Consider the following 23,526-nt stretch of genomic DNA (forward strand, 5'->3'; position numbering starts at 1 on the left):
AAAGACCAACCAGAATATCTGGTTGGTCTTGATCTCGATTCATCAATTAACCGATCGAACCTTCCATCTCAAATTTAATGAGACGGTTCATTTCTACCGCATATTCCATCGGCAGTTCTTTTGTAAATGGCTCGATAAAGCCCATAACGATCATTTGTGTGGCTTCGTCTTCGCTCAGACCACGGCTCATCAGGTAGAACAGTTGGTCTTCGGATACTTTCGATACCGTTGCTTCGTGCTCAAGTGTGATGTTATCGTTCTTGATCTCGTTGTACGGGATTGTATCAGAAGTAGACTCGTTATCCAGAATGAGCGTATCGCACTTAATGTTCGATTTCGCACCATCGGAATTGCGTCCGAAGGAAGCGAGACCACGATACGTTACTTTACCGCCGTGTTTACTGATCGATTTGGATACGATCGTAGACGTCGTGTCTGGTGCAAGGTGAATCATTTTCGCACCTGCATCTTGCAGCTGGCCTTTACCTGCTACAGCGATCGACAGTACCGAACCTTTCGCGCCGCGACCTTTCAGTACAACCGCTGGATATTTCATTGTAATTTTGGAACCGATGTTACCATCGACCCATTCCATATTGGCATTTTCTTCTGCAACCGCACGTTTAGTAACGAGGTTGTAGATGTTTGGTGCCCAGTTCTGGATCGTTGTGTAACGTACACGTGCATCCTTTTTACAAAGAATTTCAACAACCGCACTATGCAAGGAGTTCGTGCTGTAGATCGGCGCTGTACAGCCTTCTACATAGTGTACGAAACTACCTTCGTCCGCGATGATCAGTGTACGTTCAAACTGACCCATGTTCTCGGAGTTAATACGGAAGTATGCTTGCAGCGGAATTTCACACTGTACGCCTGGTGGTACATAGATAAAGCTACCGCCTGACCATACTGCACTGTTCAGTGCTGCGAATTTGTTATCTGCTGGTGGGATGATCGTAGAAAAATACTCTTTGAAAATCTCTGGATGTTCACGCAGTGCAGTATCGGTATCTGTGAAAATAACGCCTTGATCTTCCAGATCTTTCTGCATGTTGTGATAAACAACCTCGGATTCATACTGAGCCGATACACCAGCAAGGAACTTTTGCTCTGCTTCAGGAATACCGAGTTTGTCAAATGTTTCCTTGATTTCCGTTGGTACTTCTTCCCATGTTTTACCCTGTCCTTCGGACGGTTTTACATAGTACTGGATATCGTTGAAATCCAGTTCGCTCAGATCGCCGCCCCATTCAGGCATTGGCATTTTCTCAAACTGCTCCAGTGATTTCAAACGGAAATCGAGCATCCATTGTGGCTCTTCTTTCATTTTGGAGATGGCCATAACGATTTCTTTGTTCAGACCTTTACCGGACTGAAAAATCGACTTGTGCTCATCACGGAAACCATATTTATAATCTTCCATTTCAGGTGCTTTTTTAGCCATGGTTGTAGCCTCCCTATCTTAATTGGTCGAACTGTCTTCGCCGATGCCTTTGCGCAGTGCATTCCATGCCAGAGTCGCGCATTTGATGCGGGCTGGGAATTTGTTTACTCCGGATAGGGCTTCGATCTCTTCATATTCATCAAATTGCACATCCTCACCCTTCATCAGGGCGGAGAAACGAGTCGCAATATCAAGGGCTTCTTCGTAAGTTCTGCCTTTAACCGCTTCGGTCATCATAGACGCGGAGGACATGCTGATCGAGCAGCCTTCGCCAGTGTATTTAGCATCGATGATTTTGTCGTCTTCGATCAGAAGTTGCAGTGAAATCCGGTCTCCACAGGTAGGATTGTTCAGATTCACCGTGACAGCCTCATCACCAAATGTTCCGCGGTTACGCGGATTTTTGTAATGATCCATAATGACACGACGGTATAAATCATCCAATTGCATCGCCAAAATACTCCTTTGTCTGAACTAACGCTTCAATAAAGCGATCCACGTCTTGTTCATTATTATACAGGTAAAAGCTGGCGCGTGCAGTAGAACTTGCTTCCAGCCATCTCATAAGCGGCTGACAGCAATGGTGTCCGGCACGGATCGCAATACCGAACGTATCCAGCACCGTCGCCAGATCGTGCGGATGCACGCCGTCCAGATTGAATGTCACAATCCCTACTTTACGTTTTGCTGGTCCATAAATCTGAATACCTTCGATCTCGGACATGCGCTCCATTGCATAATTCGCAAGATGTGCTTCATGTTCCTCAATCTTGTCCATCCCAATCTCCGTCAGGAAATCAATCGCTGCGGCGAGTCCAACTGCACCGGAGATAATCGGCGTACCGCCTTCAAACCGCCACGGTGCATCTTTCCAGTCAGATTCGTACAAACCCACATCGTTGATCATCTCACCGCCGAATTCGATCGGTTCCATCTGTGCCAGTAACTGACGCTTGCCATACAGAGCACCAAAGCCGGTCGGGCCACACATTTTGTGACTGGACAGCGCATAGAAATCGCAATCCAAATCCTGCACATCCACCTTCATATGCGGTGTGCTCTGTGCGCCGTCCACGACCATGATCGCGCCGTGACGATGGGCAATCTCAGCGATTTGTTTCACTGGATTAACAACGCCAAGTACGTTAGATACGTACACGACCGAAACGATTTTCGTATTCGGGGTGATCGTTTTCTCCACATCCGCCAGATCGATATTACCGTCTGGCTGGAGCGGAATGTATTTCAGCGTAGCACCAGTGCGCAGAGCGAGCTGTTGCCACGGAATGAGATTACTATGATGTTCCATCGGCGTGATTACAATCTCATCACCTGCTTGCAGGCGTGGACCGCCATAAGCAGAAGCGACCAGATTGAGTGCCGTTGTTGTGCCACGGGTAAATACAATTTCTTCGCTACGCGCCGCATTAATGAAACGGGCTACCTTTTCACGTGCACCTTCATACGCATCCGTTGCACGTGTACCGAGCGTATGCACGCCACGGTGTACGTTAGAGTTATCCCATTCATAATAGTGGCTTAGCGCGTCCAGAACGGCACGCGGCTTTTGCGAAGTCGCTGCATTATCCAAATATACAAGCGGATGTCCGTTTACTTCCTGGTGTAAAATCGGAAACTGCTCGCGGATTTGCGCGTTCACTGTCCGACTTTCCTTTCAACCAGTTCCTGCAAACGAGTCTGGAGCTGTTCCAGCGGAATGTCAGAAACGACCGGAGCCAGGAAACCGTAAATGATCAGTCGCTCTGCCTGTGCACGGGTGATACCACGGGACATCAGGTAATGCACCTGTTCAGGATTGACCTGTCCAACCGAAGCGGCGTGACCTGCCATAACATCGTCTTCATCGATCAGCAGGATCGGGTTCGCATCGCCACGAGCTTTCGGGCTTAGCATCAGCACTTTCTCTGCTTGCTCACCGTTAGAACGAGTCGCGCCATGCTCGATTTTGGTAATACCGTTAATGATCGCATTCGCTTCTTCGCGCATAACCGCACGTGTTGTCATCTGGCTGGTGGAATCTTTACCAAAGTGAATCGCACGTGTGGTGTAGTTCAGACGCTGAGAACCGGAACCGACCGCGATAATTTTCGCATCGGAAGTCGAGCCATTGCCTTTCAGCACAGTCGATGTATCTGTTACCGTATTGCCATCGTTCATCTCACCGATGATCCATTCGATGGACGCATCATTTTCAGTCACAGCACGGCGATAGCTCATATCCGTCGTGTTCAGACCGAGTTGGTGAACGGTAGCATAGCGAACTTTAGCACCTGGTTTTGCAATAACTTCTACGATACCGTTATGCAGACGCTCTGCATCGCCTGTAGAAATGTAGTTATCCACATACGTTACCGAGCTGTTCACGTCCGCAATGACGAGTACACGTGGTGCAAACGTTGCGTCAGCGTTCTCTGTCAGGAATACCGCTTGTAAAGGTATAGCTACTTCTACATTTTTCGGAACGTACAGGAATGCGCCGCCTGTCCATAGTGCTGCATTTAATGCGCTGAGCTGGTGCTCATCGTTTTTGACTACACTGGACAAATGTGCTTGTACCAGATCACTATGCTCACGAGCTGCTGTTTCCAGATCCGTGAAAATAACGCCCTGTGCTTTCAGCTCGTCAGACAGGTTACTGTATACAACACCGGAATCTTTTTGCACGAGCAGATTCGCGGTCTCTTCTTCTTTCAGGAGCACACGAACAGCTTCCGGCAGTTCTTGTAGCGAAGTTACACGTGTCGCTGGCTGATACGTACCATAATCGGACAGATACCATTTATCAATTTTCGTTTTTTCCGGTTTAGGCAGTTCAAGGCGGGAAGCCAGTTCAAGTGCATTCAAACGGCTTTCAGCCAGCCATGCCGGTTCGTTTTTTTGTTGGGATAGTGATTTCAGTGCTTCCGCGCTGAGCGGAAGTATCGTCTGCAATGTCATTATGCTTTTGCTCCTTCCGTACCGTTATTTACGCTTCTTGTTCCTGGCCTACTGTCTCGTCTGTAATACCGAGTTCTTCTTTTACCCAGTCATAGCCTTCTGCTTCCAGACGGGCAGCCAGTTCCGGACCGCCGGATTTCACGATGCGGCCTTGCATCATAACGTGTACGTAGTCAGGCGTAATGTAGTTCAGAAGACGTTGATAGTGAGTGATGATCAGGAAACCGCGATCTTCGCTACGCATTTTGTTCACGCCATCTGCAACGATGCGCAGTGCATCAATATCCAGACCGGAGTCAATTTCATCAAGGATGACAATTTTCGGATCCAGCATGAGCATTTGCAGGATTTCGTTACGTTTCTTCTCACCACCGGAGAAGCCTTCGTTCAGGTAACGGTGTGCAAATTCAGGGTTCATGTCCAGTTCTTTCATGCTGCCTTCCATTTGGCGAATGAACTTGATCAGGGAAATTTCTTTACCTTCTTCACGACGTGCATTGATCGCACTACGCAGGAAGTCGGAGTTTGTTACGCCGCTAATTTCGCTCGGATATTGCATCGCCAGGAACAGGCCTGCGCGTGCGCGCTCATCTACTTCCATTTCCAGCACGTCTTCGCCGTCAAGTGTAACGACACCTTCACTTACTTCATATTTCGGGTGACCCATCAGTGCGGAAGCCAGTGTACTTTTACCCGTACCGTTTGGTCCCATGATTGCGTGGATTTCTCCACCTTTCATAGACAGGTTAACACCTTTGAGGATTTCCTTGTTGTCGATTGTTGCTTTCAGACCTTCGATGACGAAATTTGTTGCCATAATAGACGTCCCTCCAAAATAAGTAAGTAAGCTGCTAAATAGAACAATTTTGATCTATTGTTTATCTAGTAGCTTCAGAATTAATCGCATAATCATTTTGCTGCTTAAATCATACCAGTAAAGCAGGTACCTCTGCAAAAAAATAACTGCTTTTTTTCGCAGATATTTTCCAAACTTTTCCTAGTTGTGAAGTTGCATTAGGTACGATCGCCATTCCCGGTCTGATGATAAGTAGCTGCACAGACCGACTTTTCCCACGTAGTAGCTACTTTAAAACTACTGAATACATCCCATATGGAAAGAGAAAACTCTATTGTTCAGCGATTTAGATAAAGTCTAAGAATAAATCCTTCTTAGAACCATTCTAAACTGATTCTCAACGATTCTCAAGCTATTTTATAATAATTTGAAATATGCTGCAATGAAATGGAGGAAGGCTTCATATGATCTTAATCTGATGTGGGCTGGGGATGCGGTATGGTACACCACTCCGGGAAGGAATAAGGGAACGGACTCCGGTGGAGCCGCGGGAATCTTTCGGATTAGGAGTAGATGAAGATTCCCGCCCCTCTAAAGCTGTAAGATATTTTGCTCTGCAAAAATCATTTTTTATTGAACCCCGTGTTAGCAATGCACTAACACTAGAAGCTGTAACATATTTTGCTCTGCAAAAATCATTTTTTATTGAACCCCGTGTTAGCAATGCACTAACACTAGAAGCTGTAACATATTTTGCTCTGCAAAAATCATTTTTTATTGAACCCCGTGTTAGCAATGCACTAACACTAGAAGCTGTAACATATTTTGCTCTGCAAAAATCATTTTTTATTGAACCCCGTGTTAGCAATGCACTAACACTAGAAGCTGTAACATATTTTGCTCTGCAAAAATCACTTTTTATTGAACCCCGTGTTAGAAGATCACTAACACTGTACGTCGTCCTTTTCCCTTATTTCCTTCCCTGCGTTCCGTGCTGACGCATCTGTAACTGCATCTAACTAAGCGCAGTAAAAAAGTTAAGATCGTATGAGTAGCCTGGGAGGGAGAAGAGCCGGAATAACGAAGGTACAAAAAATAAAAGGCCAGACCGATGTGATCAGTCAAGCCTTATGGTTAGGTATGTTCTGTTCTTGCAGCGATAGCAATAGAGCAGATCTCATAACCTCAAACTCCGCAGCGTCCAGCACCGGCGTCATTTCGCTCGTCACCGAACCACTTGGTATGGATATCCACGATTTGCAGCCGATATACTGCTCCTCCACTGGGATATCCACCGGCCGTTCAATACTATATACCCGTAGGATGAGCACGTGAAGCGGGTTTTTCTTTTTCCAGCGTAGACGTTCTTCGGCAAACATGTCGGTCCAGATATGATGGTCACGCAAGCGATCTAGCTCTTCCTGACTGCTGATCTCCAGATCGTCGGTGACTTCGGCGTAGAGGCGGATGCTAGCCGTCTGTTGTGCAGGTGACCACTGCTGTAGTGATTCCTCTACGAAATGGCGATGCTCTGGCTTGAGAAGCTCGCTGCGCTGATGCTCGTAGGTTGGGTACAGATAAAAGGCTCGCTCCTTTAGCTCGAAGCTACGCGTCTCCTCTATAATGCCGCCTTTACGCATCAATAGGATTTGTTTGCCTTCTGCTAGCGCTTGAATAGCGGATGCCCATTCTTTAAGTGCAATCGTGCGTGGTTCGTGATCTGTCATTTCTTATCCTCCTCTATATAACCGATTGCATCATACAGACCGTTCAGAAACTCTCGTTTCCACTTTTCATTGCTGACACGAGCGCTTTCCTTCATTTCTTCATCTGCATCATCATCTGCATATTGGACTCTCATATCTGGCAATTGTATCCTCTGTATACTACCTGGAAACAGAACGATCTCTTGTGACCTCATCAAAGACAAAAATACGTCTTCAAAAGGAGGACATTCCATTTGAAACCACATATCCTTGCAATAACAACAGAAGAGCAACTCAAAGTCACTATACTCAACAACAAAAGTACCATCATCTTCCAGTCTCATTCTATCGCCTCCATAGATGAATTGATATAGTTTGGATAACAGGCTTCATTGTGATCATATGCTGTATACTTCTATTGTTTATTTATTAAGAAGACGTTTCCTCTACATAGCCGATCGCGTTATAGATTGCCTGCCGAATCTCTTGTTCCCACTGTTCATTTTGAGTGCGAATCTCCTGTCTGGTTTCTTCATCTGTGTCTTCATCTTCATCCTGTAGCAATAGGTCTTCGGGGAATTGAACTATATGTATGCTACCAGGGAAAAATACCATTTCCTGCAACTCCATCTCAAAGCGAAATCCGTCCTCAAATGGCACCCCATCCTTGGCAAAATAACAAAGGATTCCGGAAATATCCTCATCCTCTACAATAAAGATACCATCATCTTCTAGCCTCATCTCATCGCCTCCGTTTCCTTCGATCCGTTCAAGCAACTGAAATGTTTACAGCATTGCATATACCAGCAGGGAATAAATGAATGATCGGTAAAATTGTAATGATCCAACCGTTTGAAATGATACCTGCTCGTCTGCGAATCAGGCTTACTCTGCTTATGTACATTGATCTACTCTTGCTCCTACTCCATATATAGGTCTACTTTTTATGTATCTATTATAACCGATTTCAATGTAAAAAACCGCCATCTGCACAAGGCAGACAGCGGTTAATATCCTGATATCAACATTGTTCAGCGTATGAACATCTGTTGTCGCGTATAACTCTTCTGGCTTAGCCCAGGAACGAACGCAGCATCCACATATGTTTCTCCAGATCGGCTTTGAACGCGATCAGCATATCTGCTGTTGGTTGGTCACCAGACTCGTCAGCCAGCTCGATTGTTTCTTGGAATTGCTCAGTTACCGTTGCGAAGTCTTCGATGATTGTTTGTACCATTGTGCGTGCATCTTCGCTACCGTTAGCTTCCTGTACGGTTGCCAGTTCCAGATATTCTTTCAATGTTGCTGCTGGGGAACCTTTCAGTGTCAGCAGACGCTCAGCGATTTCGTCCATTTTCAATGTTACTTCGTTGTACAGCTCTTCGAATTTGATATGCAGTGTATAGAAGTTTTCACCTTTTACATACCAGTGAAAATTGTGGATTTTAACATACAATACGTTCAGATTCGCTACTTGCAGATTCAGCAGCTCTTCGATGCGTTTGGTTTGAGTTGAGTTTTGGTTGGTAACGTTAGACATAATGATAATCCCTCACTTTAATAGTTTTTGGTGAATGCCTTTGACATTGGATCAATGCCTTTAACAAGTGAAGCTGTTCTGTCTTTCATTTACCCGTAGCCCTGTCGCACGAAACAACCGACCTTCCTCTCTCCATCAAATGGAGTAGGATGCGAATGGAGTGTATTGAAACAAAACGACTGTTTTGATTGTTACATAAATAGACGATATATGGATCACCAAAATGGCGATATTTTCTAGCTCTACTCCTTGATTTGCTTGATTGCATAACTGGTAGTCATCTTACTGATATAACTAATATATCTATTGAAATATGTACGATGCGTCAATAATTAAGTAAGAAAATAAAGGAGGAACAACTATGTTAAAAGTTTCGTTATTTTCATTAATGACCATATTGCTGATGTTCATTTCTCCACTATCCATTCTTGCTGCTTCAGTGCCAGATGAAGTTAGAGCAGCAGTTGAACGTGATCTGCAAAATCAGCAGCAATCGATTTCCATATTATTGAATCAGGAGCAGTCCGGACAAACGATACATACGAACCGTAATACCAAAAATAGATTAGGCGATGGTTATGCTACATATAGCTTAAAAAATCTAGCCACCGTTCAACATGATGCCTATGCTGACGATGTATTGCAATTTAGCGGCTATGTATTCATCGTTGAAGACCAGACTGGGAGCCGAGCGCTTGCATATGCAGGTCAGGCTCCCGATTATAGTACGATTACGCAAGTAGCTTCCGATCCCAACTTCTCGGATCAAAGCTTCAAGATCCCGCTGGAAAAAGCCAAGCAATGGATCGGCTACACCTCGGAAAGTAAGCTTATTCATGATGAACCACACCATATTGTCGCATTGGTCACACCAAAAGATGGTTTGGAACAAGTAATATTCGTTGAGAACAGTATGCTGCTCAATATGCAGCAGTTCGATATTATTCCATTCAAACAATTTATAATTAAAATTCGACAGGCAGAAGCCGAGCAAGCCAAGTTTACTACTAGCAGTGATGAACCGCTATCTGGTGGCAGCGTATCTTATATTGAAGCATATACACAACAATCCTCTTCTTCAGCAAAGCAGAGTATGTTCCCCTACTTTCTTTTTGCGACGCTGAGCGTGATTGTGATTGTTGTAGCAGTTATTTGTTATCTCATTTATCACAAACGTAAGCAGCAACGATGAGCATCATCATTTAACAGCATAAGGCTGCACCATCACATAACCCAAATCACGATTAGCTTCTGGATTGTGGGCTAATGTCATTTCGATTACACGTATCGTTCGCGTTATCGATTCACCCGGTTTCACCACTTAATGTTGTTTTCGGTGCGTCCCCTACCCTTCTGCCGAATTTTCACCGCTGAGCGATATGTTCGCCGCATATACATCTTATTTTTTTGTGCTATGTACATCTTCTTTTCTTTGCGCAATAAGCCATAATATGATCGGTTATATGTACATCCTACATGGTTGTTTTTAAGATCGGCGGCGAGGATACTTTTAAAGGGTTTTGAGTGCATGTCGCATGGAACAAGCTAATCAGCTTACTTAACAGCGCAATAATAAATCTTGATCCAGATTCATACTCTTCTCTCCTTGCTATTTTATAATCCCCCCTTTACCAATTTTCAATTTTACATATGAAGTATTTATTATAATTCCATGCTGGAATTAACATTTTTTAGATTTAAAATACATATTGTTTACGGGTGAACTGTTCCGTATACTAATACTGAATATTTATAGGTTTGCATGTATGATTCCTTGCATAATTCTTTGTTCATTGTTTACGATTGTACTCATTAGGTTTGCTGTTCCATTACCCTATACGATATGCAAGGAGTGATTCACAGTATGGATAATCACACGATCACAGAAACGTCCAGCACGAACCCGTTTGAACCGCTACTGTCATTACGCTGGGAAAACGATCGACTATTGATGCTCGATCAGCGTTTGTTACCGGAGGAAATTGTAATGCTGGAGCTATTCACAGCAGAGCAAGTATTTGAAGGCATTCAGTCGATGAAAGTACGCGGAGCACCAGCGATTGGGATTTCTGCCGCTTACGGTGTTGTGCTCGGCTCCTGGGAGTATAAAGGTGAAGATGCTTCTGCGTGGATGAAGCATGTGCTCAAAGTATCCGCTTATTTGGCGCAATCGCGTCCCACGGCGGTCAATTTATTCTGGGCGCTTGATCGCATGAACCAAAAAGCGCATCAGCTGGCAGAGCAAGAGGGCAGCACAGATAGCCGCAATGAGGCATTACTTGCTGAAGCGATCGCCATTCACGCTGAAGATGAAGAAGTATGCCGCCAAATCGGTGAACATGCGCTACCACTATTTAAAGACGGTATGGGCGTGCTAACACACTGTAATGCAGGCGGACTTGCCACTGCCAAATACGGTACTGCCCTTGCACCGATGTATCTTGCTCACGAGCAGGGCATCCATCTCAAAGTGTATGCCGATGAGACACGTCCGGTGCTGCAAGGTGCACGCCTGACTGCATTTGAGCTGCAACAAGCAGGGATTGATGTGACGCTACTTTGCGACAATATGGCAGGGATGGTCATGTCGAAAGGCTGGATTCAGGCGGTAATCGTAGGAGCTGATCGCGTGGCGGCAAACGGTGATGTAGCGAATAAAATTGGTACGTACAGTGTCGCGGTACTGGCACGCGCGCATGGCATCCCTTTTTATGTTGCCTGCCCACTATCTACGATTGATCTGGCTACCGCTACCGGAGCAGACATTCCGATTGAGGAGCGTACCGCTGATGAAGTGACAGTCAGCTTTGGTAAACGCACAGCTCCACAGGATATTAAAGTATTCAATCCCGCCTTTGATGTGACACCAAACGAATACGTTACAGCGATCATTACGGAAAAAGGAATTGTATACCCATCTTACAGCGAAGAACTGCCAAAACTATTTGTAGACTGAGTGTTTTGTATAAGCATAGGACTATACGATGTGATATGGTTGGAGTTAGAAATTTTACCCATTTACACCGTATATCCCACTGAATAATTAACAAATTATAGCTATTACATCGCTTCACCTATAATTCATTTCCTAAGTCTTTTAAACTAGAAAAGCTACAGCCACAAAGGTTGTAGCTTTTCTGTTTAAATATGACGAATTTACGTTAAATTTCCTTGCATAAAGATTAATAAAATGGGAAAATGATCCGATAAATAATAAGAATCGTATAATGTGTAAATAGCTAGGTCGCTTGTCGACACGATATACCATTTTGCCATATTCTCCACCTATAGACCTATGAAAATATGCAGCTGGATGGTATAGTTTATAAAAATAGGTTATTTACACAGTATTACACTAATCCGAAAAGTAAGTGAGATGGGAAAATGATGAACAAGCAGCAGACTAATGATGACACCGAATTTTTATTTAACGTCGACCTCATGATTACCGGAAAAAACAATGCGGTTGCCCTTCAAAAGCTGCTGGATATTCTGAACAACCAGCAAGAACTGGCTGACTTTCGCGTTGTTAATGGAATCAAATTGGGAGTGCAGATTGAGCAGGCGATCCAAGCTGCGGGCAAGCAGCAGACTGCTGTACACATTCCAGCTTCGATAAAAAGTAAGCCAGCCCCAACGGTGCAAACGACATCTACAAGCACTACAGCAAGCGACACACCCGCTCCAAATGACTCCTCCTCAGCACAGGATAGTGATATGGGAAGCTGGTTATCGATGTATATTGAGAGTAGCCAGTTGATCCGTGTCACCATCAACCGCCGCGGTGAACGCATGTCGATTCCATGTCGTATTCTTAAATACGATAATGAAGATCAGACGATTAGCGTATACCATGTCGATGAGAAGCAAGTCTACACTTTCAAACTCAATGAAATTGATGACTTTCAGCAAACTTGATTGAATGCATAATGTAATCTGTTGACTGTGACTTTAAATTCACTGTTTAACCGTTACACCAGGGGTTGCACATCCATAATAAAACGCCAGCCGACTATTCCGACTGGCGTTTTTGTACGTTATTTGCAGTTAGTTGTACATTAATCATGAATATAGAAATCTATCCATCAGGCGCGCTTACCTGCACGCGCAGCGCTCCATGCTAGCAAAATCCAGCCGACGATTAAGCATACGCCACCGATCGGCGTGATCGCGCCCAGCACTTTGACACCTGTAATGCACAATACATATAAACTACCGGAGAAGAAAATAATACCAATGGTAAATAGCCGTGCAGCCCAGCGTAACATAGCACTTTCACCAAGTTGCCCTGCCAGGATTGCCGTCAGCAAAATGGCGAGCGCATGTACAAAGTGATACTCCACTCCCGTTTTGAACACTTCAATTCGCGTTCCAATAATCGGCTCCAAAATATGAGAACCAAATGCGCCGATGGCTACCCCTAGCATACCGAGGATTGAAGCCACCATAATATACGTGCGTTGCATAATCTGCCTCCTGTATCGTTCAAATTAACGGTTAAACATCAATCTGTTTTATTATAACGCATCTGTTGCTCTCTATTTGTGAGCAATTGATGAAGGGATTGGTTTCCGGTTTAGCTATGAGGTTTGGATACGACAAAAGTCGTGGTATAATAACGCCATCTGCGTTATCGCTTTATTTTATGAACTAGAAGACAGGAGAATATTATGAATTCCATTCGCATTTTTGCAGATAGTACATGTGATCTGCCTTCTTCCTGGTTACAGGAACATGAAGTGGGCATCGTTCCACTTTATGTCACTTTTGGTCAGGATGTATATTGTGACGGTGTGGATATTACACCACGCGCGCTATATGACCGTGTCAGTCGTGAAGGTCTATTACCTAAAACGTCTGCACCGTCGCCCGCAGACTTTCTGCATCTGTTCGCTCCAGCAGTTAAAGCAGGGCATGACATTATTTATATTAGTCTTTCGTCAGCATTATCTTCTACCTTTGCCAATGCGTGTATTGCAGCGAAAGAGTTGCCAGAAGGCGCTGTAACGGTAGTGGATTCGCTTAATCTGTCCAGCTCAATTGGCTTATTAGTCATGAAGGCTGTGCATGCGGTAAGCTCTGGTCATAGCGTCCAGGAGATTGTGTCCATGCTAGAGCAGGTACGAGGCCGAATTGAGACAGAGTTTGCAATTGATTCGCTCGATTATCTATATAAAGGTGGACGCTGCTCTGGTATGCAAAATCTGATCGGTAGCCTGCTCAAAATTCGTCCCGTTATTAAAGTCACACCGGAAGGCTCACTCACCCCTGCTTACAAAATACGCGGCAAGCGCGATAAAGCCGCAGAACAGCTACTTCGTAACTGTGTCGCTAACCGGGATCGGTTGGACGAGGATGTAATCTTTGTCGTGCATTCGTTTGCGGAAGAGGAAGCACGCATGATGCAAACGGTATTGCGTGAACAGACCAATGCCAGACAGGTGATGATTACAGAGGCCGGCTGCGTGATTTCGAGTCATTGTGGTCCGCAGACGATTGCGATTATGTATGCTACCGTTTAAGCGGCTAATACGTTCATTTTCACAAATTCAGCTTCTATCCGTATGACTTCCGTTAACAAGACAATGATGGAATAAATTACCTTATACATGAACTTGTATATGACCCTATGGTACGAAAACAAAACAAACGCTCTGACGTTCCTCTATCGAGGACGTACAGAGCGTTTTCACGTTAAAACCTACATAACGACTGCTAGACCAGATCACTGTCCGCCAGCTCTATATCTTGGCAAGCTATAGAGAATGCGGTCTAACGAATCTTATTTAGCGGTATTTTAGTGGCGGATACGATCCTTAACTCTTTATTCGATCTAATAAACCATGTAGGCGCATCTTTCCGTATTGTACTCATGCCCCTGTTCATAATCATCGTATCGCACTTTATCCCTCCGCCAATTGAAACGGTAGCGTAAAATAGAATGTAGAACCGCTATGTTCTCTACTTTCGACTCCAATCGTTCCCTTCATCAGCTCAATCAGGTTTTTGCTAATAAACAAGCCTAAGCCTGTTCCTCCATAATGTCGATTCATCACATGATGCACCTGAGAAAATGAATGAAATAACTCATTCAGCCGATCTGCTGGAATACCAATCCCTGTATCTACAATGCGGAAGTCGAGCACGATGCCATGCTCGCGTGACAGATGCGATAAACTCACCACAATTTCCACATGTCCGTGATCGGTAAACTTGATTGCATTGCCGATAATGTTCACGAGCACCTGACGCAGACGAAACATATCACCTTTCACCATAAGCGGCACTTCTTGCTGAATCTGTAGCGTTAGCTGAATCTGTTTGCTTTCCACTGGTGGCAAAAAGAGATGATACACCGAATCCATCAGCTCATACAGATCAAAATCATGCTCTTCCAGCTCGACATGACCATTTTCCAGACGGTTCACATCGGTAATATCATCCATGATGCGGACAAGTTCATGGCTATTTTGCACGATAATATCCATATACCAGCGTTGCTCATCATCCAGCGGAGAATCCTGAATTAGCTCGCTCATACCAACGATCGCATTCATCGGGGTACGCAGCTCATGGCTCATCATGGAAATAAACTGTGTTTTGGCATACGCAGCGCGCTCTGCCAGCTCTTTCGCTTCCAGAATCTGGCGTTCATTCGTGCGGTCACTAAACACAATGACCGCTCCAATCATACGTCCGCGATCAAATAACGCATTCGTGCGGTACGAAACAAAGAAGCTGGAACCATCGCGCCTGAAAAACACTTCCTCCAGTACCTGTCTCGATATTCCATCTGCCAGCGTTAGACGTACCGGGTTTTGTCCGGGTAAATACGCTTCACCGTCTGCTCGTGCATTGACCAATGCTTCTTGAAGCGGCATACCGATGAATTGCTCGCGTGGTAGCTGAAGCATACGTGCAGCTGCCTCATTGATAAATATCCCTCGCCCATTCGTATCAATACCGAAGATTCCTTCTGATACCGAGCTAAGAATCAGATTGTATTCTTCACTGAGCGCCTGAATCTGTTCCAGATAACGCTTGCTCTCCGTAATGTCAGTCGCAATGCCAAACACACCGGTAATTTGACCACCGACAATGATCGGAACATTCGTAATGTTAACGTCCATTCGATTACCACTCGATTGAATGAGCGTCGTCTCATAATTTTGCGGCAAGCCCATACGCGCACGGTCAAAATGATGCTGGGCATCCTGCTGGTGCTTTTCGTCAATCAGATCGATAAAATGAAGCTCCTCGATTTTTCCCATCACATACCCACTCTGAATTTCAGCAACCGGATTCAGATTGTACAGGCGCCCCTGCATATCAAATGAATACACGCCCGATGGATTATATTCGACTAGCGATTTGTAGCGTTGCTCGCTTTCCAGCAACTGCTGTTCTGCGAATTTACGATCCGATACATCGCGCGATACCGCTACAATCGTGCCAAATATGTCGCCCTTTCCATTGCTCGCATGTGTGGCGCTCGATTCCAGCCACACATAATGTCCGTCTTTATGTCGGAAACGGTAGCAGACAGTATGCTGCTCACGTGCATACAATACCGACTGGATATACACCTGAACGACGGCACGATCTTCGGGATGATAATAGTCCGCCGCACTTTGCCCCAGTATCTCATCCGGTTCATAACCAAGCAATCGGGTAAGCGAAGGCGACGCATATAGAAAGTGCAACTGATCATCTGCGGTATGCGTAGAAATCAGATCCATCGTATTTTCAGACAACATCCGATATTGCCGTTCACTTTCACGTATAAGATCTGCTAGCAATTGCTGCTCTGTAATATCCTGTATCGTGCCAATGATTCTCCGTTCTTCACGATCATCAGCAATAAGCATACGTCCGCGAATAGCGATCGTTTTGACTGGGTGTGCACTATCTAGCAACTGACAATCCAGATGGATACTGCCCTCGGTCAACATACGCCGGAACCCATCACTTACTCGTGTACGATCTTTGGGATGAATTCGGGACAGGAAACGTCGGTATAGCAGCGTAGGCGCTTTCTGTTTCATATGAACAATTTCAAAAAACTTGGGCGTGCAGATTAGCTCATCGGTATCCATATTCCAATCCCAGCAACCAAACCCGCCAATATCCTGTGCAAGCGTTAGACGCTCCTCACTTTTTTGAAGTTGTTCATCTGCTTGCTGACGTGCAGTAATATCTTTGGCAGCACCAAAAATACCAACGATCTGCTGCTCTTTTTCAACCGGCGTATACGTCACATCCAGGTAGATCGTATGCCCCAGTTTATGATAGATAGTCGTTTCAAATTGAACCGATTCTCCACGCATCACCTGATTAAAATAAGGGGATCGGAAATACAAACGATCTTTCCCGAAAATCTGGCTTTTATCAATCGTTAATAATTCCTCCGGTGTATAGCCTGTCATGCGCAATACAGCCGGATTCGTATAAATATAGTTCCCCTCGGTATCCATTACATAGATCGCATCCGGATGATGTTCAAAAAGCGGACGATATACACCGCTGCTCGCAATGAGATTATGGAGAATATTATAGTCGTCGTGCTTGTCCAAATGTTTGTCCCCCTCATCACAACGTTTAGCGTCTTACGCGGGGCAATTGCAATGATTATTCCGTTCCTGTCGGTCGATTCACCGATGAATTTAGCGTTAGCTACATCGTAGCCTAAGAAGCTCTATCGTGAAGCGTATGTTTACTTTATGATCACGAGCCTTTTAAATGAACAGCGAAGAAGTCCGTGACCGCCTCCATCACATCGATTCGGGTCATTAGACCGGACACGCTGTGCTCTACACCTTCCAGTACATAAAAGGTCACTTCCGAGCCTGCTTCATGCAGAGCATTGTAAAGGAACTGACTTTGACGCAATGGGACCACCTCATCGGCATCCCCATGCACGATTAAAAATGGTGGTAATATGCCCTGTTTGGCAGCATTCGCACGAATATGCGTCACCGGATTAGCTAGTGCTGCATTGTCCAATTTATCTCGCTGTGGTCCGCCCAGTAGCAATGAAATGACAGGCTGCACGTAGTCCGATTGAAAGTCAGCAACCACATCGGTCGGTCCGCAAAAATCAACGACAGCGCTAACGCGGCTGGAATAGCCTGACCATGCTCCTTGTTCATCCCATTCGGATTGATCGCCAGTCACACCTGCCAGTGCAGCCAGATGACCACCTGCCGAATGGCCCCATACCCCAATATGCTCTGCATCAATGCCATATTCATCGGCATGTGCTCGTAAAAAACGAATCGCGGTTTTTACATCTTGTAGTGGTGCCGGGAAAGGAGCGCGGTTGACTGTACGATATTGAATACATGCTACTACATAGCCCTGACTCGCGATCGAGGATATCATCGGTACATGTTTATGATAGTCCGCTTCCAGCCATGCCCCCCCAACTACCCATACAATAAGCGGTAATGGAAGATGAGACTGTGGACGCAAAATGTTCATATGAAGAGTAGCTCCATTTGGAAAACGAGCGAATTGAATGTCTGGTATCATCTGTACATAGTAGTGATCTTCCGTTTGAAATGGCAAATGCTTAATTTCTGACAACGTATTCCCTCCTGCTCCAATGTTCAAAACGATATAACATAAATGCTGTCTTTATTATATCAGCTTGCGCTTACAATGTATGTCCAACTTCATAACAGTACGATATTTTGCTTTGCAAAAATCCTTTTTCATTGTACCTCGTGTTAGGAAATCACTAACACTGGAGCAGTACGATATTTTGCTTTGCAAAAATCCTTTTTCATTTCACCCCGTGTTAGGAGATCGCTAACACTGGAATAAAAATCGTTAATATAAGATATTTTAATTTTAGCTATCTGATCGTATTGACGGCGTTTTTAATATTCGTCAATATATGAAGTAGAAGCTCTGGTGGAATGACGATGGCATGATCGAATCATCGTTATTTATATATGATTACCGGAGCCAGTTATTGAAAGTGAGGATCTTTGCATTGATTAATATAACTGGTGTATATGTGCCTGAACTGCTGTCAGACGAAACGATGGAACAGCTTCGTGCAGCGGTCTCTGGAGAACGCCGCGAACAATCGTTGCGTTTTCAGCGGCAGCAGGATGCTCAGCGCAGCTTGCTCGGCGAATTGTTGGTCAAATATGTGTTGAAGGAGCGTTATGCACTTCCTTCGGATACACTGACATTCAGCAAAACTAGCTATGGCAAGCCCTATCTGAGTGAGCACACCGATATCCATTTTAATCTATCCCACGCAGGTGATTGGATCATCTGTGCCGATGGAAAGGTTCCCGTTGGCGTTGATATCGAAAAGATTCGTCCGATCGACTTTGCGATTGCCGAACGGTTTTTTACCGCTTCGGAATACAGGCTACTTATGAACGCAGCCGCAGAAGAGCGACTCCAATTATTTTACACGCTCTGGACATTAAAGGAAAGTTATATCAAGTTTGTAGGCAAAGGACTTTCGATTCCGCTCGATTCGTTTGCTGTCGAATTGACCGAGCCTGATATCGCCAGACTAGCGGAACCTGATCCGGAAGAAGATTCGTCCGGCGGTTGGGATGATCATTGCCAGCAGACGTGCTTTTTCCGCAACATTCATGTGGATCGCAACTATAAGCTTGCCGTATGTAGTGCAGCACCGTTTGGTCCACGCCCTCTCATTATGCTGGACTGGCGCGAGCTATTGTCTACAGATGAGGTATAATGCTCGTTCGCTCGTTCGCTCGTTCGCTTGCTGTATGTCATGCTCGTTTGCTGCCATGCCATGATGTGTTGCTCCTCTGTTTGGATCAAGTCAAGGCAAACGATTGAATTAGTCAATAGCGGATAAGATCATGTAACTAAAAGCCCGCTTGCTGTCTTTCAGATGGGAGTAGTTCCCATGAAGGACAGAGCGGGCTTTTTATACGAATCGATAGGAAGATAAAATACGATTGAAGGGAATCTTCGTAATAGAAGTTTTCCTATTCCGCGGCGTTAAAGCATGCGTACTCTCTTTTAAACAATTCGTAGTTTTCTTCATTCACACCGTTCTATATCGTCCGCTATAGCTCGTTATGCTATATAGGGACTTTAGGTTGGTTATCAATGCAATAACATCGAATCGGTACATGTTCAAACCTTAATGCTGCAACAAGCCTGATCGTGCATCACGATACACATTCTCCAGCACTCGAATACGTTCCATCGCCTGCTCAAGCCCGTGATCGATCACAGGATGCTCGTGATTTGGACGATGCTGTTGCCGTACTTGCTCTGTAAATGCACGTAGCTGATTCACATAATAGTTCATCGGTTCAAATATATGCTGCTTTGCCTCCCCGATCTCTGCGCCATCTTTGAGCAGGGTGATCTTCAGCTTCATTTTGTAAAAGCCCAGATTGCAGCGAAACACATCCGGTATCGTTACAATCGCCTGTTCAAAATGCAGCACATGACGACATGCATACGGCTGCTGAAATGAAAGCATCGCAGAAGCAACACATCCATCGTCAGCGACAGCTTCGGCTTCAAATGTCCAATCACATCCGTTTGGTCCATCAAATGCCGATGATCCTTTGATCGCAAACGGTGATAAGCTCTGCTCGCCACTAATCTGCTGGAGGAATTGCAGCCAGTAGCAGCCCAGATCCCACCAGCAGCCGCCACCTTCGTCGGCGCGACTGCGATAATTATCCAGATGATCATTGCGTGCAGGGATCGTAATCCGTGTTGAAGTACGCAGTAACTTACCATACTCGCCGCTGGTCACCAGACGTCGAATCGCTTCCTGCCACGGATGATGTGCGACCATCATCGCTTCGGATAGCAGCAATCCACGCTTTTGGGCAGCCTGTTCCAGCTCTGCAAGCCGCTCAGCTTCCAGACATAGTGGCTTCTCCACCAGCACATGCTTACCTGCTTCCAGCGAACGCATAATCCAATCCGCATGCAGCATATTACCAAGCCCAATATAGACAGCATCCAGCAGCGGGTCAGCAAGCAATTCTTCCAGCGTATTATAAATGACCGGAATGCCATATTGCTCGCCCATCCTTTGTGCCTTCGCATATGTGCGGTTGGCCACTGCGTGAATATCCAATCCGTCAACGTGCACGGCAGGCTCCAGCACGGCTCGTGGAACGATACCTGAGCAGCCGACAATTCCCATGCGCACCGGACGCATTTCCAGTGAATATTCCTGTGCGACCCGATCGGCTGGAAAAGGGATGATCCTCGCTGAGGAATTCATAACCCTGCCTCCCCTGCCATCTGCTTCAGCGACTGTGTATAATGTGCGGCATATTGCTCTGGATAGGGAGACAGCTGTTGGCGCGCTGCCAGCAGACGATGATGCAGCTGTTCCAAAATATCGGTTCCCCCACCATATTCACTCATCCAGCGATGGTACGTAATCCCATAGCCGTACTGTTCCCACAGCTCAGCATTCCGCTGCTCATGCTCACCAAACGGATCTAAAAAGATCACCGGCGTACTGGAAGCAAATGAATCCGCCAGCGTGCCGCCGCCCGGCTTACTCACAATCGCCTTCACCCGCCGTTCAATCTCGCATAACATATGGTAGTCGGGATGAAGCTCATATCGTTCTGGCTCGCCCGGAATGACATGGGCAAATGGCGGAAATGTATGTCGTCCTGCACGGTTATGCTGCCATGTACGCCACTCCGGGTCCATCCGGTAATATCGCTGTCCCTGCTCGGTCGCGCCGGGCGCATCACCTTCATAAAGCACGATATCCAGCGCATATCCAGCATTGTGCAAATGATCCAGATGCTCGCGGTATGTGCCCATTCCCCAGCCACCGCCATGCACAAGCAGTCGTTGTTCCCGATGTTCATACGGCTGTACCGGATCGGAGCCAGCAATATCAATGTACGTGGTCATCGGCTGATCATCGTGACCGAACAGCCATACTTCACGATACCGTTCTTCTAGCTTATCGATGCGACGTTTTACATTTTTCCAGGAAGGAGAATCGATCGCATCCAGATAAAGCAGATCCACTTCCAATGACTCGCCAATTTGCTCACGATACAGTTCCAGCACATAGATCCAATGCCCGGATAAACAAATAAAATGACGTCGTCCCTCTGCTTGCCAGTTACTCAGCAATTGACTCACCTGTTCAGGGTCCATACTTTTACGAATATCCTGCGGAATACGCTGCGACATGAGCGCAACGGAAAAGTCGTCATGATACGCGCGGCGGCTATGATCGACTCGCCCCCGCTGTGCATCGCCCATCACATTTTCAAACACAAGCACTTCGGTTGCAATACCATGACGCTGTAGCCCTGCTTCGACAAGCAGTCCGGGTGTATAAAAGCCCAGTCCAAAGCCTGAGCACAAAATCGTTACCGTCATCTGTTCTTCCTCCTTGGAATATCAAGATGAGTACGGGAATCGTTACCTGTAAATGATTAGGCTTTACCACATTCGCTTTTTCATGGAATGCCATAGTAGACATTCACGAACACGATAAGCTGTATATGGAATTAATTTTAATCAATTTAATATGCTCACACCGCGCCCTTCCAATACCTGTTCCAGCTGATTCAACAGCTCGCGTTTACCCTGTTCATCAGCCGCTACAGCGGATAAGTAAAGTCTGCCTTTATGTTTGCTACCGATTGGCGCATCGCGGTGATTGACAGACCAGGCTGCGGAGGTGAGTGGCAGGATGCCGCCGCCGCGTTCAGGCAGAAATAACAAGCCGCGATGCTGAAGTTCGATCAGTAATTGTTCGTAGGTAAAGCTACCATCATGGGAAACGGTGTAATTGGTCATGTTACCGACAAGTCCATACTGGCGTAGATAGCGGTCGATGCTATGTTTGATCAGACTCATTGATTTGCGGGCGTTGATCTCGACCATCGGTTCAATGCTACCGTCTATTAGCGTCATCGAGTCGATGCACACATGTCCAAAATAGCCGTCCTGATAAAGTAAACGTCCAATATCGAGCATCGTATCAAAGTAGGCGCTATTCTCCAGCCGATCCATAAATTGAATATCCGGGGATAACGATTCACGGTAAGCAAACTGGGAATTGGCAAGCCATTGTACCGATAAAATATCGATATCACCCTGCTCGGTAATATGAAACTGACAGGAGAAATCACGTTCCTTATGGGAATAGCGTTCCAGTACAAATTGCACATTGCGCCCTTTTTGCTCCTGCTTGCGAATGCTATTCACTATACGCTGAAGTAAAGCGGGAGAATCGATATGCAAATTACCTTTACCGGACACACCATAATTGTCTTTGATCATAAAGCTGCCATCCTGTAACAGACTTGTGCCAACCTGCTCTAATTCGGCTGCGCTTCGGACGAGCACACCCGGATTCGCAAGCTGCAAACGCTCTTTCATTTGAGCGGAATAATGCTTCGTATTGACCATGCGCACCGTTTCCAGCTGTGGTTGTCTTGCCTGAATGCCGAAGCGTTGACTGCTTTCGCTAATGTAAGGAACCCATGCAAATGGAGATAAGATCGTGCCTGCGAGCGGCAATTGATCGGCAATCGCCTGACCATGCTCATAAAGTAAACGAAACACAGACATCGGCTGCTGCTCTGTAGTGCGACTCTGTTGCAATAGTTGACCACCGCCAGTATGCAGCGACGATGAACCTGAACGCTGATCCGCTCGTACCGGCTGCTCCAGATCCATACGCGAAGTGGCAAAATCAAATCCTAGTGCAGCGGTGTAATCGCGCTGACACGGTTCCATCGCATATCGTGTTAACAGCAGATCTCCGGGCTTACAAAAAGCAAATAACAGCTCATCCATAGCTGTTACGATTCGTTCGGCTTCTTTATCAGGTAATGCAGGTAGTGTAGCAAGATTATGTTCGCGCCAGTGCAGCTCGGCTTCAAACGTTCCCATATGTAGCACGGCTGGCTCACCAGCTTCGGACATGGATTCACGCATTATGATCCCTACCCTTCGGAATAGGATGACTGCCCGCATAGCTGCGGACAGTCGACCGTTGGTTTATACAATAATAAGTTGTGTCTTTATTTAGCAGTACATCCATATTGGAAAATAGTATCATGTT

21 protein-coding genes are annotated in these 23,526 nt (G+C 45.7%); 6 read left to right on the forward strand and 15 right to left on the reverse strand.

The features are described from left to right. Positions 1-46: 46 nt before the first annotated feature. The 5 genes from sufB to sufC are packed head-to-tail and all read right to left on the reverse strand — an operon-like array spanning position 47 to position 5,219. A complete protein-coding gene (gene sufB / locus AAHF22_RS02710) occupies positions 47-1,444 on the reverse strand; it encodes a Fe-S cluster assembly protein SufB (RefSeq protein WP_347323423.1) in 1,398 nt (465 codons plus the stop codon). An 18-nt stretch (positions 1,445-1,462) separates the two neighbouring features. Further along, positions 1,463-1,894, reverse strand: coding sequence for a Fe-S cluster assembly sulfur transfer protein SufU (gene sufU, locus AAHF22_RS02715; protein WP_347323424.1), 432 nt, complete (start codon positions 1,892-1,894; stop codon positions 1,463-1,465). Then, positions 1,881-3,104, reverse strand: a complete 1,224-nt coding sequence (locus AAHF22_RS02720) for a cysteine desulfurase (protein WP_347323425.1) — start codon at positions 3,102-3,104, stop codon at positions 1,881-1,883. The genes sufU and AAHF22_RS02720 overlap by 14 nt, the downstream gene beginning before the upstream one ends. After that, the gene (gene sufD / locus AAHF22_RS02725) at positions 3,101-4,402 is read right to left on the reverse strand and encodes a Fe-S cluster assembly protein SufD (protein ID WP_347323426.1); all 1,302 of its coding nucleotides are present in this window, start codon (positions 4,400-4,402) and stop codon (positions 3,101-3,103) included. Before sufD ends, AAHF22_RS02720 begins: the two co-directional genes overlap by 4 nt. 28 nt (positions 4,403-4,430) lie before the next feature. Beyond that, positions 4,431-5,219 (reverse strand): Fe-S cluster assembly ATPase SufC, encoded by a 789-nt coding sequence (sufC, locus tag AAHF22_RS02730; protein ID WP_347323427.1) that lies wholly within the window; start codon positions 5,217-5,219, stop codon positions 4,431-4,433. 470 nt (positions 5,220-5,689) lie between these two features. Between sufC and AAHF22_RS02735 the strand changes: the two genes are divergently transcribed. Then, the gene (locus AAHF22_RS02735) at positions 5,690-6,196 is read left to right on the forward strand and encodes a hypothetical protein (protein ID WP_347323428.1); all 507 of its coding nucleotides are present in this window, start codon (positions 5,690-5,692) and stop codon (positions 6,194-6,196) included. A 123-nt stretch (positions 6,197-6,319) separates the two neighbouring features. On the opposite strand, the gene AAHF22_RS02740 is transcribed toward AAHF22_RS02735, so the two are convergent. The 4 genes from AAHF22_RS02740 to AAHF22_RS02755 all read right to left on the reverse strand — a co-directional run bounded on the left by AAHF22_RS02740 (position 6,320) and on the right by AAHF22_RS02755 (position 8,444). After that, on the reverse strand, positions 6,320-6,925 hold the full coding sequence (locus AAHF22_RS02740; protein ID WP_347323429.1) for a DUF1802 family protein: 606 nt from the start codon (positions 6,923-6,925) through the stop codon (positions 6,320-6,322). Beyond that, positions 6,922-7,248 carry a hypothetical protein gene (locus AAHF22_RS02745; protein WP_347323430.1) on the reverse strand — a complete coding sequence of 109 codons (327 nt, stop codon included), beginning with the start codon at positions 7,246-7,248 and terminating at the stop codon, positions 6,922-6,924. The genes AAHF22_RS02740 and AAHF22_RS02745 overlap by 4 nt, the downstream gene beginning before the upstream one ends. 85 nt (positions 7,249-7,333) lie before the next feature. Further along, positions 7,334-7,645, reverse strand: coding sequence for a hypothetical protein (locus AAHF22_RS02750; protein ID WP_347323431.1), 312 nt, complete (start codon positions 7,643-7,645; stop codon positions 7,334-7,336). A 331-nt stretch (positions 7,646-7,976) separates the two neighbouring features. Beyond that, positions 7,977-8,444 (reverse strand): Dps family protein, encoded by a 468-nt coding sequence (locus tag AAHF22_RS02755; protein ID WP_250342696.1) that lies wholly within the window; start codon positions 8,442-8,444, stop codon positions 7,977-7,979. 361 nt (positions 8,445-8,805) lie between these two features. Between AAHF22_RS02755 and AAHF22_RS02760 the strand changes: the two genes are divergently transcribed. The 3 genes from AAHF22_RS02760 to AAHF22_RS02770 all read left to right on the forward strand — a co-directional run bounded on the left by AAHF22_RS02760 (position 8,806) and on the right by AAHF22_RS02770 (position 12,362). Further along, the gene (locus tag AAHF22_RS02760) at positions 8,806-9,636 is read left to right on the forward strand and encodes a hypothetical protein (RefSeq protein ID WP_347323432.1); all 831 of its coding nucleotides are present in this window, start codon (positions 8,806-8,808) and stop codon (positions 9,634-9,636) included. A gap of 672 nt (positions 9,637-10,308) precedes the next feature. Continuing rightward, positions 10,309-11,400, forward strand: a complete 1,092-nt coding sequence (gene mtnA / locus AAHF22_RS02765) for an S-methyl-5-thioribose-1-phosphate isomerase (RefSeq protein WP_347323433.1) — start codon at positions 10,309-10,311, stop codon at positions 11,398-11,400. 431 nt (positions 11,401-11,831) lie between these two features. Then, a complete protein-coding gene (locus tag AAHF22_RS02770) occupies positions 11,832-12,362 on the forward strand; it encodes a hypothetical protein (RefSeq protein WP_347323434.1) in 531 nt (176 codons plus the stop codon). 167 nt (positions 12,363-12,529) lie between these two features. Here the strand turns inward: AAHF22_RS02770 and AAHF22_RS02775 are convergent, their stop codons facing one another. Further along, positions 12,530-12,910 carry a DUF423 domain-containing protein gene (locus AAHF22_RS02775; RefSeq protein WP_347323435.1) on the reverse strand — a complete coding sequence of 127 codons (381 nt, stop codon included), beginning with the start codon at positions 12,908-12,910 and terminating at the stop codon, positions 12,530-12,532. A 204-nt stretch (positions 12,911-13,114) separates the two neighbouring features. On the opposite strand from AAHF22_RS02775, the gene AAHF22_RS02780 reads away from it, so the two are divergent. Continuing rightward, a complete protein-coding gene (locus AAHF22_RS02780; RefSeq protein WP_347323436.1) occupies positions 13,115-13,966 on the forward strand; it encodes a DegV family protein in 852 nt (283 codons plus the stop codon). A gap of 381 nt (positions 13,967-14,347) precedes the next feature. On the opposite strand, the gene AAHF22_RS02785 is transcribed toward AAHF22_RS02780, so the two are convergent. Together AAHF22_RS02785 and AAHF22_RS02790 are read right to left on the reverse strand one after the other, a co-directional pair. Then, positions 14,348-17,017 (reverse strand): PAS domain-containing protein, encoded by a 2,670-nt coding sequence (locus tag AAHF22_RS02785; RefSeq protein ID WP_347323437.1) that lies wholly within the window; start codon positions 17,015-17,017, stop codon positions 14,348-14,350. A gap of 151 nt (positions 17,018-17,168) precedes the next feature. Further along, entirely contained in the window at positions 17,169-18,029 is an 861-nt protein-coding gene (locus AAHF22_RS02790) for an alpha/beta hydrolase fold domain-containing protein (protein WP_347323438.1), read from the reverse strand. 412 nt (positions 18,030-18,441) lie between these two features. On the opposite strand from AAHF22_RS02790, the gene AAHF22_RS02795 reads away from it, so the two are divergent. Beyond that, entirely contained in the window at positions 18,442-19,170 is a 729-nt protein-coding gene (locus tag AAHF22_RS02795) for a 4'-phosphopantetheinyl transferase family protein (protein ID WP_347323439.1), read from the forward strand. Positions 19,171-19,587: 417 nt separating this feature from the next. Here AAHF22_RS02795 and AAHF22_RS02800 read toward each other — a convergent pair whose 3' ends face one another. The 3 genes from AAHF22_RS02800 to AAHF22_RS02810 form a co-directional block, all read right to left on the reverse strand. Next, positions 19,588-20,697 (reverse strand): Gfo/Idh/MocA family protein, encoded by a 1,110-nt coding sequence (locus tag AAHF22_RS02800; RefSeq protein WP_347323440.1) that lies wholly within the window; start codon positions 20,695-20,697, stop codon positions 19,588-19,590. Next, positions 20,694-21,830 carry a UDP-glucuronosyltransferase gene (locus tag AAHF22_RS02805; protein WP_347323441.1) on the reverse strand — a complete coding sequence of 379 codons (1,137 nt, stop codon included), beginning with the start codon at positions 21,828-21,830 and terminating at the stop codon, positions 20,694-20,696. The genes AAHF22_RS02800 and AAHF22_RS02805 overlap by 4 nt, the downstream gene beginning before the upstream one ends. Positions 21,831-21,971: 141 nt before the next feature. Then, positions 21,972-23,399: an ATP-grasp domain-containing protein gene (locus tag AAHF22_RS02810; protein ID WP_347323442.1), complete on the reverse strand. Its 1,428-nt coding sequence runs from the start codon at positions 23,397-23,399 to the stop codon at positions 21,972-21,974. Between the last annotated feature and the right edge of the window lie 127 nt (positions 23,400-23,526).

This window comes from Paenibacillus wenxiniae, assembly GCF_039822605.1.
GTDB lineage: Bacteria > Bacillota > Bacilli > Paenibacillales > Paenibacillaceae > Saccharibacillus > Saccharibacillus wenxiniae.